We start from the raw sequence: 12,888 nt of genomic DNA, 5'->3' as shown, positions 1-12,888 counted from the left end.
CTTATAAGAAATTGAAAATTTAGGGAAGGTAGGGGAACCGATCATTGGGGGTTTACCGTCTTAAGAACGGCTGAATCAATTGATAATTACTTTTGATAGCTTCCAATATTTCGTGATAGATGTACTACCTTCCAGATTCAGTTTACTAAGAAAATATACATTGTACTTACGGAGTAGAGGACATCGCACCAATGCCTACTGTCAATACCCAAACTGAAAACCTCAACACCAGATTCACGGCTGATATGGTGCGAACCTATCTGCGAGAAATTGGTCGTGTACCACTGCTAACCCGCGAACAAGAGATTGTCTTTGGGAAGCAGGTGCAACAAATGATGACGCTCATCGACGCTAAGGAAGCTTTGGCGAAGAAACTGCAACGCGAACCGAATATGTCAGAGTGGGCTGACCACGTTCAACAATCGGAAACCGAAGTGCAACAAACGGTGGCGCAAGGTAAGCGGGCAAAGCAAAAAATGATCGAAGCGAATTTGCGCTTGGTAGTTGCTATTGCTAAAAAATATCAAAAGCGGAATATGGAGTTTCTGGATTTAATTCAGGAAGGAACACTAGGATTAGAGCGGGGTGTGGAGAAATTTGACCCAATGAGGGGTTATAAATTCTCGACTTATGCTTACTGGTGGATTCGCCAAGCCATTACCCGTGCGATCGCTCAACAAGGTCGTACTATCCGCTTACCGATCCATATTACCGAGAAACTGAACAAAATCAAAAAAGTGCAACGCGAGTTAGCTCAAACCTTGGGGCGATCGCCGAGTCCAGCCGAAATTGCCAAAGCACTGGAACTAGAACCGGCTCAGATTCGGGAGTACCTGAATATGGCTCGTCAACCAGTGTCTTTGGATGTGCGAGTTGGTGAAAACCAGGATACCGAGTTGCAAGAAATGCTCGAAGATGATGGACCATCACCAGAGTATTACACCAACCAGGAGTTCTTACGCCAAGACTTGAACAACCTGCTAGCGGAACTAACCCCGCAACAGCGAGAAGTTGTAGCTTTACGCTTTGGTTTGGAAGATGGTAATGAAATGTCATTGGCGAAAGTGGGTGAGAGATTGAATCTCAGCCGTGAACGCGTCCGCCAGTTAGAGCATCAAGCTTTGGCTCATCTGCGTCGCCGTCGGGCTAATGTCCAAGAATACGTTGCTAGCTAAAACGAGAGACGCGATATATCGCGTCTCTACAAGGTGATGCGCCTCCTCAATTCAGGGGGCGATTTTTTTTGCTGAAAACTAGGAAAATGTGTTTTTATAGTGTTGACAGGAGCGGGTTAATATATAGCTGGGGACTGGGGACACTTCGACAAGCTCAGTGCATCGCTGGGGACACAACTCTTGGAGAGGCTGCGCCAACGACAAGCTCAGTGCATCGCTGGGAACTGGGTTGAAAGTCTGTTTGTATATAGGTTTTATCATCAGTTAATGTCCTAACCTCCAAGTCCCTTGCTATAACTGTAAAGTTATTTCAACACTGTAGTAGGACTAGACAAAGGTAAAATAATAGCTGGTTAACTGTATACTAGTTGTATCTTGAACTATTGCTAACAAGTCACCATTGTTCTGATAGATCGCTGTATCAAGGGCACTACTTCCCCCATAATTTGCAGTTTTACTAAGATAATAAGAACTTGCACTTCCTTTGACTTGGATATAGTCATTCGCACCATTGTAGTCTTGGATCGTAGCGTAGCCAGATCCCTGATAAAAGTTTCCACTATAGTTTGTACCTAAAACAAACGTATCGTAGCCACTACCACCATTTAAGACATCATATTCATAACTGTTGTAGGCAGTTGAGTTAGAACCGTATAAAGTATCGTTACCAGAGTAACCGGATAAAGTATCACTACCAGAGTCACCGTATATTTTATCGTTACCTGTCCAACCATTTAGGTAGTCATTGCCACTACCTCCATTGAGGTCATCGTTGTTAGTATTGCCATAGATAGTATCATTTCCCTCATAACCGAATGCAAGAATACTGTCTGAACCAGTGTAATTTTGATAATCATTTCCACTTGTGCCGAAATAGTAATAAGTCATGTCTTTGCCTTGGGTATTTGGTTAGATTTTCGATCGATGTGATCTTACAAATTACTCTAAGGGTCTGGTATCAAGTTTGTCGGTCGGAAAAGGTCGGAGAAAGGTCGGGAAAAGGTCGGGTCTTTTTCGTAGATTTACGTAAACTTCATGAAAAAATCAAGTTTAGGGTGGGAATATTGTAGTTACCCTGTATTACCACTGAAATAAATGACAGTTGAAGAAGCGATCGCACTAGTTGAGCAATTATTAGAACGAGGACGCTTAACGAGAGCGCAAGAAATCGTATTTCGCTACGCTTGGGAAGGGAAAACTTACCTAGAAATGGCGCGAGCAGTCACTTATGACCCCGGTCACATCAAAGATGTTGGCTCGGATTTATGGCGATCGCTCTCTCAAGCTTTGGGCGAAAAAGTGATCAAAAAGAACCTGCACGGAGTACTGAAGCGAACCGTACAGCTACAAAAGAATAGAAACATCAGCGCCTCTTTCAACTTTCAACCCTCCACAAACTACACAAACTGGGGGGAAGCAATCGACGTTTCCCAGTTTTATGGACGTACTACTGAATTAAAAACCCTCAGCCAATGGATTGTGCGCGATCGCTCTCGTGTAGTGGCACTGCTAGGTATGGGTGGTATGGGAAAAACCGCACTTTCGGTGAAGTTAGCAGAACAATTACAGGGAGAATTTGAATATGTGATTTGGCGATCGCTCCGACATGCACCTTTTTTCCATGACAAGGCGACGGAGTGCGTCAAAATCCTTTCTCATCAACAAGTTACCATATTGCCTGCTTCCCCTTATGAGCAAATTACTTGTTTAATCGAGTACCTCCGCAAATCTCGATGCTTGCTAATTCTGGATAATTTCGACACATTATTGCAGCAAGGTAAAGGGACAGGCTGTTACCGTGAGGGCTACGAACCCTATGGCGAACTCCTGTGGCGATTAGGAGAAACTGGGCATCAAAGCTCTGTCTTGCTCACCAGTCGGGAAAAGCCTACTGAAGTCGCGGCTTTGGAAGGTGATGGTTTGCCAGTTCGTACCCTTGCTTTATCAGGATTAGAAGTCGCAGCCGGACAAAAGATTCTGACACTCAAAGGGCTATCAGGCTCCGAAGACGAAACCCGCCAACTGGTTGAGTGTTACGGTGGTAATCCCCTAGCTTTGAAAATTGCCGCCACCTCCATTCGGGACTTACATGAAGGTAACATCGCCTGCTTCTTTGCCGAAGGCACAACCGTATTTCAGGGTATTGGCAATCTCCTAGAACAACAATTCAAAAGACTCTCCACCTCTGAGCAGCAAGTGATGTACTGGCTGGCAATTAATCGGGGCAAGTTTTCCTCCACAGAATTGCAAACAGCCTTCACACCAATATTGCCTAAGCCTAAATTAATGTCAGTCCTCGAATCTTTATGCTGGCGTAGCTTGATAGAAAGCAATACAGGAGGATTCACACAGCAACCTGTGGTGATGGAATATGTGACAGAGTGCTTGATTAAGCAAGTCTGCAAGCAAATCGGGACAGAATCACCACAATATCTGCTTTAAAAGCTTTAGGGGCGCTAGAAGTGAATTGATGCATGTCCCAGTCCCCAATCCCCAGTTCAATTAATTCAAAAACGTTTCAAATCTTGTAAAACTGCGGCGGCTGATTGATAGCGATCGCTAAAATGATAGTAAACCATCTTATCTAAAATTGCCGCTAATTCTTCGCTGACTTCTGCTGCTTGCCGCCAGATCACATTACCCGTTTCTGCATCTGGATGGAGTTCTTGCGGTGCTATCCCAGTTATGGCTTGAATCCCAATCATTCCTAAAGCATAAATGTCACTACATAAGCGGGGATGACCGGCAAATTGTTCTGGAGGTGCATAACCCCGCGTCCCAATGGCGACTGTGGCTAATTCTGTTTGGTCAATACTCGGTGGTTGCATCAATTTTACAGCCCCAAAGTCAATCAATACCAGGCGATTATCTTCAGCGCATCTAATAATATTAGTCGGTTTAATATCACGATGAATCACTCGATGCTGGTGAACAAATTCTAGAATTTCTAAAACTTGTTTGAGCATTTCCATTACAAATGATTCGTTTTGTACATTCTGTACAGGTGGTAATTCTTCACTTAGGGTATGTCCCTCAATATATTGTTGAATTAAATAGAATTCTTGGTTATCTTCAAAATAAGCAAGTAGTTCAGGAATCTGATGATGTTTACCCAAAGATTGTAATATTTCAGCTTCACTATTAAACAACCTGCGAGCAATTTGCAAAAATCGTGTATCTTGACGGGCTGGCATTAACTTTTTAACTACACAAATAGGATTACCCGGTAGTTGAGTATCCTGTGCTAAATAAGTCCGACCAAATCCACCAGCACCAAGACTTTTAGAGATTTTGTAGCGTCCACTTAAAAGCAAATCACCTGATTTTATTTCTGGTGAATCAGCTGGGGGAGGAAAATCAAGAGACGAGTCGGGAAATGCTGTTTTATCTTCTAAGAGTACATTTAATTGCGCGATCGCTTCTTGTTGTTTTTCAACTTGCAGAATAATCACCTGAGTTTGACGCTGATTTTGGTAGCTAGTATAAGCAAGCACACAGATACTACTAATCACCAAAGCTAGAGCCGGAGGGATTAACGGCACCCATCCGGCTTGCAAAAACAAAGCAACGCAGATTACTACTAAGCCAAGTAGAGTTGTCGCTTCCACCACTAGCAACATCAACGGATTTTGCCACCGCCATGCTAAAATACTACCTAAAAGCGACCAGCCCCATACCCAAATAAGTTCCACCCAGTTAGGCCAATACCAAATTAGCGATCGCCCATCCAACACTGTACTGATGATTTGACTTGCTATCTGTGCATGAACAAACAGAGCAGGCATTTTGGCTGGTTGATCTGGCAAAGCGCTGTAAGGCGTATAAAAGCCACCTGGAAGGAGATTAGCTGCTGTGGTGCCAATAATTACAAGACGGTCTTTAACTAAGTTGGGGTTGACTCGGCCACTGAGGACTTGTGAGAGGGTCACTTGATCAGCGAGGCTGTTAGGATGACGGTAATTTAATAATATTTGATAGCCATCTGCATCCAAATGTTGGTAGCCACCAGAATTAGCTCGTAAACGCGGGAACAGAGTTTTACCTAACTGAAAATCTCCTTTTTTAGTGAACTGGTATTCAATACCTTGTTTTTGCAAATAATCAATTGCAATTAGGGCACCAAATGCAAATGATGTTGTACATTTTTTGTCTGTAGAGTAAGCAAATAACAAACTGCGGCGGAGAATTTGGTCGTCTTCATTGTCAGCAACCACATCGCTAAACCCAACATTATCTATAGGGAAATTAAGCGGTGGTGGAATTTCATCTCTACCCAAACTGCTGAACAAACAAGTGCTGATAATGTTATCTTGATTTGGGAAATTAGTCGCCAAATTACTGTCTTCTGGTTGGAAAATATATAAACCAACAATTCGCGGTTGATAAGACTCTATTTTCTTTAACAGCTGATTGATTGTCCGATGTGATAGAGTCCATTTCTCTCGTTTGAGATCCTGATCAGTGATTTTTACTAGCAAAATCCGCCGATCGGGTGCTTCTGCTGGATGCGATCGCAACATCTGGTCATAAACTCTTAACTCCCAAGGCTGTAACCATTTGAGTTCCCGAACTCCCCAGATAAGGGCGGTAACTCCTACACTGGTAACAAAAATAATTTGCAGCCAGCTTTTGTTCTTAGAAGTTTCACGGGAATCCTGAACTTTGACAAAGGGGACACGGAGTTTTTTTAATAGTCTACTAATCACGGCATTGAGGCGGTAGCCTGAATTGGGTAGATGTTGCAGGCGCAGAACTGAATTTTCGGACTCTAGGTTAAAACTAGTTAACCTGAAGCTCCTATTAATGTAGCAATTTACTCGCTGGTTAGAGGTATTGGCGTATTTCTACTCTGAAAGCTGGCTTGGTGCAGCGTCAACCATAGAATAAGACAAGCGATCGGCTTAATCATCTGCTTGAGATATTTGAGCATCTTCAACAGGACTGGCAATTGGGAAAGAAATCGGATTAGTAGATGGGGTTAGTGAATCTAACTGGGGCTGTTCGAGTGATGCTTCAATGCTGGAATCAGCAAAATAAGAGTCAAATATTTTATCATAGTTAGAAGCAACAGCTAAAAAAGCGCCACCCAAAATATAGATAGGTAATGGCAGATTAAACTCTTGCAACCAGTCAAACAGTTCCGCCAAAGCAAACAGCACCAAAAAGCAGGCAAGCCAAACCCTCATATTCTCATCCCCTAGATTGAAACAACTCTATATACTAGCTTAAATAGCTTGCATGATAGTTGATCTGACTTTTCACGGTATCTGGAAAATCTCTCTCCTATCCTTAAAGGAGAGAGACTTTGAATTTTCCCCCAACGCTAGTAGGGTAGGGGGTTAGGTTTCTCGTGGCTTTTGCACATAACGTGAAAAGTCAGGATAGTTGATGTAGTACACAACCCTACCTCTATAATCCTAGATAGATGCACTCAGAGTTATAGCATCTGCTACATTGCAATATCTGGTATAAAAATAAACAAAAAACTCCATCCCCTTGTGGGTGGAGTTTTTAGTCATTAGTCATTAGTCATTAGTACCAATGACCAATGACCAATGACTAATGACTAAAGCGGCGGGGTGGCTATTCCTCTACAGACACCTGGGGATGCAGTTTCCCGCCCCTTTCTATAAACTTTTAAGGAAAATTGGGATGTCAGTAGTGGATGGAATAGATGTTGATGCGGCAGTTGAGAATTCTGCCATCAGAGCAAGGAATACAAATTCTGGCGATCGCATTTACTGCCTATGCTGGAGAAATTAACGCCAAGCAAGTGTTTTCAGCAAAATTTTACAGCTATCTTGGCAAACTAATAAAGCCAGCCAACTTAATAGCTGAATAAACCTGCCTCTACCTGTTTACTGTTACTTGATATTATCAGGTGTGATGCCTTGATATTGTAGATTAGGAAGAACCGCTTGTTGGATATCTACCTTACGTGGGATGGCTTTTTGTGCAAAGTAAAAATCAGCAACGCCCTGCTGTTGGGCAATGATCGCAGGTGTCAGTCTTCTCAATCTATAAGCACTACGGCGTACCACATTTTCCACAATTGCTACATCTAAATTCAGAGTTGGAGCTAACTCGTTGGCAATTATGGTTGGGTTTTTTTCAGCAAATTCCCCTGCCGTCTCTGCTTCCTCTAAAAACACTCGCACCAATGTCGGATTTTGGGTGACAAATGAACGCCTGCCAAGATAAAATCCGCCTAGGGTGTTAATTCCGGCTGCATTTCTCAAAATCCGAATCGGAGTAGTATTAGTAGTTTGCACAGCAGCTAACAAGGGATCGCCACCCACCCAGGCGTCAGCATTGCCTTGAAGAAAGGCGTCGCGGGCTTGAGTTGGAGTCAAAGCAACGATTTGAATATCGCTAATTTTTAACCCTACCTCTTGCAAAGCTTTTGCTAGTAAATACTGTGCATTCGACCCTACCTGAAAAGCAATTTTCTTACCTTTAAGATCCGCTACTGTCTTAATGGGAGAATTAGCTTTCACTACAATACCTTGGTTTGTCCCATCGGTGGGCGTGCGTCCAGAAATATAGACAAATTGAGGGACGCCTGGGATTGTGGCTTGGGAAAATATTGGAGGTGTCTCTCCGACACTACCAATATCCACCTTACCTGTATTCAACGCTTCTATCAATTGCGGTCCGGCTGCAAATGGCCCAACCCAATTCACGGTTACACCCAATGCTTTGAAACGTGGCTCAACAGATTTTCTGGCTTTGACAATATCACCAGAACTTTGATAGGCCAAGTTAATTACTTTGGCGGTCTGCGCTTGGCTGCTTTGCACAAGGCTAGCTGCAAAGGGAGATAATAAAGTAAACAGTCCCAGTGCTGAATATTGGACAATACGCTTTAAAACTGTGCGGCGTTGTGGTTGAAATAGCTTGTTCATCAGTTGTGATTTTCCTCGTAATTTTTAGCTTTTAAGTTGTCAGTCTTACTTTCAAAAGCAAGTAAGATAATAGGAAGTTGTTCTATCAACCTCCTAGAACACCAATTTATGATTAAAAATTGAGATTACGCTAATTGAACAAATCTCTTTTCTTATGTAGTAAATTGGTATTATAGGTGCTTTGAAAAAACATACTTCATGTCTGAATGATTCTACAAAAACATCAGTTAATAACTTAAATCTCCAGCTTGGTAAAGTTGATTTAAATTATTTACTTATTAGATTTAATTGAATCAGGTGTGAATGCTGCATATTCTTATGGTGTAAGTACTCCATCTTTAGATTTAGTATTTAGGCTATACTCATATACAGTCTTTGTCTTTTTGATTTTTGATTGCAGCAGCTTACTAGAACACTTGAGAGTCTCCAAAGATTTTAAAAATGCCATAACATTTTTTGTCTATTTAAATTTAAGATTTTTCGTTATCGCATTTTTAAGGAGTGATAACAACCATCAATTTCACTCTAGATTTTATCGAGTTTGTTCTGGAAATGAAGTATTGATAAACACTAGTTTTAAAGAAAACAATAAAATTATTAATATTTATCTTTATAAGGATCTAGCGTGACATTTAGACAATTTTTATTATCTTTTGATTTATTTATATAAAGATAACTATAGCAATCTTGTTTTATTTATGATAATTGCAACTTGCATAACCCCGACTTCTTTGAGAGGTCGGGGTTATTGTTTTTCACAAATGATTCAGGATTGATATATAGATTTATCTTGGTGAATCAAGTCTTTTAGTCTAGTTGAGAAATCTCTCTGGATGTGTCCTCACTAAAGGATGAAGAAAGATGGGACTAATTAAAGGAATATTTTTTTCCAAACGATATAAAAAGCGGCATGCATTCCGGTCTTGCAAAAATGGGTTGTAAGTAAAAAGTCGAGGTAGTCATAATATTCTCCTGTGTTTTAATTTCTGGTTGGGGATAACTACTTATTCGCTAACACGTCTGAGGGAGTGATTTTGGCGTACTCTTCAGGTGTCAAAAACCCGTCTCTAACATTCACCTTTTTGGGGATAAGTCCTAAGCTATACCACTTGTCTGCAACTTCCTGTTGCTTGATAATAGTTTTCTCTGTAATTGGTAGCACCCCATAGTCATATTTATCATGCATTATTTCTAGAGTCGGTGGATCTAGCTGAGTTACAGGAGCAAGCAGTTGTGCAACTTCTTTCGGATGATCTTTAGTCCAAATTTCTGTCTTTTGTAGCTCTTCTAGAAACACTTTGATTACGTCAGGATGAGCCTGATAAAACTGGCGTGAGGTTGAGTAAAAGTTGCCAGTATCTCGCAACTTACCACCATCTGCTAAAACACGAGCTATTTTCTTTTGTTCATTTCTGGTAGCGAATGGCTCCCAAATATACCAAGCATCTACCTTGTTCTGACTGAAGGCCACATTTGCATCTGGCGGCGCTAGAAAAACTGATTGGACATCGCTGAGTTTTAGTCCTGCGTCTTCTAATGCTTTAACTAATAGGTAGTGACCAATGGAGGCTTTCTGGAAAGCTACTTTTTTTCCTTTCAAATCGGTGACACTTTTAATCGGAGAATTTACGGGAACTAAAAGTGAAATTGCTTTACCACTGGGATGTGTGGTAGCTAGATAAACAAGAGGCGCTCCTGCTGCTTGTGAAAATACAGGAGGCGATTCGGCTGTAGATGCGATATCCAGTCCATTTGCATTCAAGGCTTCTAGCTGTTGTGGACCAGCCGCAAACTCAGCCCACTGTACTTTAAAACCCAGAGGCTCTAATCGCTTTTCTAAGGAACCTTGCTTTTCTAAAACTGCTAGAGCGGAAAGTTGTTTTGAACGCACAATCCGCACTACTTGCTTCTCAGTTGATTTGTCTGTAGTGCTAAATGAAGCCACCGACTCAGGGGAAGCTACCGATTGCTGAGTGTTATTTTTTGTTTCACTACAACTTGATAGGGCTGTTGATAGTATTAAGCAGTAGCCAAGAGCAAACAACAAGGAACGACGTGTTGTTCTCTGGCTTTTTCTGAATTCAAATTTTCCTTTTAAAGCTGACATAGATTGTTTTATTGATTCCCCTTGAGGTGGTTAGAAAAATGATGACTAATTGCAATGTAAAAGCAAAAAATCTTCTCTATTAATTTATTTTAAATCTACAATAATTAAGTATTTTTTGTAAACTCAAAAACTTCATTTATGAAATTAGGGAAGAGAGTGGGTATTACCCACCCTGCAACGACTCGAGGAACTGAAAATTTAATTGTTAGGAGGCAAAATTTAGGAAGTGGAGTGAGAGAGCCACACTCCAATCTGGTGCTAGTGGAAGATTTAAATTTGGAAGTGAAACTCTGTATTGTTAGCGTTTAATTTTGTTAGTGCTTCCAAGCGACTAAAATTGTAGCTTTGAGTTCTTCTGTAAAATGTCCAGACGGCTCAACTGCTAGTAACGCTTCTCTAAGATCCTTTTCAAATGCTGGGGCGTTATCGCCGTAGAAAATTTTCAGAGAGAAGGCTGTAGTGTATAAATAGCCGAGATAACTATCGACAGTCCAAGATTTTTCAAATGGCACTTCATAGTTTTCTTGACGAGCAAAAGCCGAATTGCCAATTACGACTTCATGGGGAGGATCGACTGGTTTACGAATGCCTTGTCCTCGTTGTCCAGTCCGGCGCTCTTCACCTAACCATTTCTTCACTACTCCAACAGCAGCTTGTTTCCAAGGTAGATTGCTTTCCCAAGGGCTGTCACCAGTCTGAAGCAGTGCTAGTCCACCATCATGAATAAGCAATTCATCAAGGCGTTCAAGGACTAGTTCACGTTCCATCCAGTGGAAGGCTCTACCAATAGTGGCTAACTTAAATTTCCCTAAACTAGAGTCGATTAACTCTGCCCCTTGTTCTAACCAAGTAATATTATTTGCTCCGACTGCTGCTGCTTGGCGTTTGGCTTCTGCAATCATGCCGGGATCGGGATCGATCGCCACAACTTCTTCAAATCTGGTTCGCAGAGCAATTGAAATTAATCCTGGGCCAGTACCTAAATCAAGGAGTCGTCCTTCACCATTGAGATTAAATATTTCGGCTAGTTTATCGAATACAACGGGTGGGTATTTGGTTCTATATTGAGCGTAGGCTTCAGCAGCTCCCTCAAATAAACTTGGGTCGTAGGTAGGAAGTGTTTTTAGTTGAGTCATATCAATTTTGGATTTTGGATACTTCGACTTCGCTCAGTACAAGTTTTAGATTTTAGATTTTGTAGAGACGCGATTCATCGCGTCTTTGGGGATAAAGGTGGAGAGAGAAATAACCAATGCCCTAAGAATATTGGGTGATGACGGGTAGCTGATCGTTGAGTACCCAATCGCCGATCGCACGCAATTTGTAGTCAACAGGATCGTGCAGGGTAAAGGTTCGCAAATCTCGCCAATAACGGTCAAATCCATATTTGGTTGCTGTGGCGCGAGTTCCGGTAACTTCAAAGATCCGATTAGTAATATCTATACCTACACGGCTAGCTAATGCCTTGGCTGCGGAAACTGCGATCGCAACTTCTCCCCTTTCTTGGTAAGTCAGCGATACATCTTTATCCCAGGCTGCTTGTACTTTCTCGGCTGCTTGGTCGGCTAGTGCGATCGCAGCTTGAATTTCCACCCAAAAGTCTCCGTAATGATGCAGAATATATGGGTCTTGAGTCGCACTATCTACCCCTGATGTAATCCACGGTTTAGTAATAGTTTTAGTGTACTCACGAGCGGCGGCGAAGGCTCCTTTGGTAATTCCTAGATAAACGTTGGTTTTTGTTAGCTGGGCAATAATCCCAAGAAAAGTTGAGAAGGCACTATCAGGGGGATTGGATGGCCCTAAAATCTCATCTTTCTCTACTAGGATATTATTAAATGTATAACTACCGCTATCAGTGCGACGTTGCCCAATATTGTCCCAATCTTGATTAGAAACTAACCCTTCCCTGTCTTTGGGAATTATGAATATGAAGGGCAATTCTACGCCATCTTCTAAAGCAGAGAATACCCGATAATCTGCCACGGAAATACCTGTACCAAAGCTTTTAACACCATTAACCCGAAAATTCTCGCCTTCTGGGTTAATTTTCAGCCTTGTATCCTTTGTATTAATGGCATTTGCCCAAAATAAGTTATTTTTAGCAGTTTCTCGATAATATTTTTCTTTTTGGGCTGGTGTGCCGGAAACGTGACCCAAAGCCGTCAAATTGAGATGATTACCATATAATTGACCAATTGAACCATCAGCTTTTGATAGCTTTCTGACAATTTTTAAGGCATCAATCCAAGTTGCACCAATGCCACCATATTGCTTGGGTACAATCAGGGGTAACAAACCACTTTCACGTAGTTTATTAATTTCCTCTTCTGGAACTCCAGCTTTAGCATCCCGTTCAACTGCGGATTGAGCAAGTTTCTTGGATAGAGAAGTTGCTAGGTCAATGTAGTCTTTTGGTTTTGTAATTTCTAGCACCATAAAAAACCGTCCTTTTAGGGATTTGTAAGCAATAAATTATCCAAATAAACGAACCACAGAGACAAGGCAGCGCGGTCTTGGGGTCTCCCCAAGTGGAGCATCTGGCGTGGTTTCCCCCATGAGCGACTGCCGCGCAGAGAACGCAGAGGGAGGAGGAATAAAGAGGATTTTTGCATCAGTTTTAGGATATTTTTCAACTCTCATTTCTCCGTGTCCTCTGCGCCTCTGCGGTTCGTTATTTAAGAGAAATGTAGAGTGGGTA

10 protein-coding genes are annotated in these 12,888 nt (G+C 41.8%); 3 read left to right on the top strand and 7 right to left on the bottom strand.

Translation table 11 applies throughout. The features are described 5' to 3' along the window. Positions 1-191: 191 nt before the first annotated feature. The gene (locus tag V7K50_RS29510) at positions 192-1,175 is read left to right on the top strand and encodes an RNA polymerase sigma factor, RpoD/SigA family (RefSeq protein WP_334966381.1); all 984 of its coding nucleotides are present in this window, start codon (positions 192-194) and stop codon (positions 1,173-1,175) included. A gap of 327 nt (positions 1,176-1,502) precedes the next feature. Here V7K50_RS29510 and V7K50_RS29505 read toward each other — a convergent pair whose 3' ends face one another. Beyond that, on the bottom strand, positions 1,503-2,063 hold the full coding sequence (locus tag V7K50_RS29505; protein WP_334966379.1) for a calcium-binding protein: 561 nt from the start codon (positions 2,061-2,063) through the stop codon (positions 1,503-1,505). 207 nt (positions 2,064-2,270) lie between these two features. Between V7K50_RS29505 and V7K50_RS29500 the strand changes: the two genes are divergently transcribed. Then, positions 2,271-3,617 (top strand): NB-ARC domain-containing protein, encoded by a 1,347-nt coding sequence (locus V7K50_RS29500; protein WP_334966377.1) that lies wholly within the window; start codon positions 2,271-2,273, stop codon positions 3,615-3,617. A gap of 65 nt (positions 3,618-3,682) precedes the next feature. On the opposite strand, the gene V7K50_RS29495 is transcribed toward V7K50_RS29500, so the two are convergent. Next, positions 3,683-5,881: a CHASE2 domain-containing protein gene (locus tag V7K50_RS29495; protein WP_334966375.1), complete on the bottom strand. Its 2,199-nt coding sequence runs from the start codon at positions 5,879-5,881 to the stop codon at positions 3,683-3,685. 195 nt (positions 5,882-6,076) lie between these two features. Then, positions 6,077-6,361, bottom strand: a complete 285-nt coding sequence (locus V7K50_RS29490; protein ID WP_334966373.1) for a hypothetical protein — start codon at positions 6,359-6,361, stop codon at positions 6,077-6,079. Between the two features lie 494 nt (positions 6,362-6,855). Here V7K50_RS29490 and V7K50_RS29485 point away from each other — a divergent pair, with 494 nt between their 5' ends. After that, positions 6,856-7,017 carry a hypothetical protein gene (locus V7K50_RS29485; protein ID WP_334966371.1) on the top strand — a complete coding sequence of 54 codons (162 nt, stop codon included), beginning with the start codon at positions 6,856-6,858 and terminating at the stop codon, positions 7,015-7,017. A gap of 22 nt (positions 7,018-7,039) precedes the next feature. Here V7K50_RS29485 and V7K50_RS29480 read toward each other — a convergent pair whose 3' ends face one another. From V7K50_RS29480 to V7K50_RS29465, 4 genes are all read right to left on the bottom strand, one after another. Then, positions 7,040-8,080, bottom strand: a complete 1,041-nt coding sequence (locus tag V7K50_RS29480) for an aliphatic sulfonate ABC transporter substrate-binding protein (protein WP_334966369.1) — start codon at positions 8,078-8,080, stop codon at positions 7,040-7,042. Between the two features lie 1,000 nt (positions 8,081-9,080). Beyond that, positions 9,081-10,187 carry an aliphatic sulfonate ABC transporter substrate-binding protein gene (locus V7K50_RS29475; RefSeq protein WP_334966367.1) on the bottom strand — a complete coding sequence of 369 codons (1,107 nt, stop codon included), beginning with the start codon at positions 10,185-10,187 and terminating at the stop codon, positions 9,081-9,083. 314 nt (positions 10,188-10,501) lie between these two features. Further along, complete coding sequence (locus V7K50_RS29470) at positions 10,502-11,323, bottom strand: class I SAM-dependent methyltransferase (RefSeq protein ID WP_334966365.1); 822 nt, start codon at positions 11,321-11,323, stop codon at positions 10,502-10,504. Positions 11,324-11,444: 121 nt separating this feature from the next. After that, positions 11,445-12,626 (bottom strand): acyl-CoA dehydrogenase family protein, encoded by a 1,182-nt coding sequence (locus V7K50_RS29465; protein WP_334966363.1) that lies wholly within the window; start codon positions 12,624-12,626, stop codon positions 11,445-11,447. Positions 12,627-12,888: the final 262 nt, after the last annotated feature.

This window comes from Nostoc sp., assembly GCF_036917135.1.
Lineage (GTDB): Bacteria > Cyanobacteriota > Cyanobacteriia > Cyanobacteriales > Nostocaceae > Nostoc.
The sequence above is the reverse complement of the archived record's forward strand: the minus strand, read 5'-3'. Positions and strand labels throughout refer to the sequence as shown.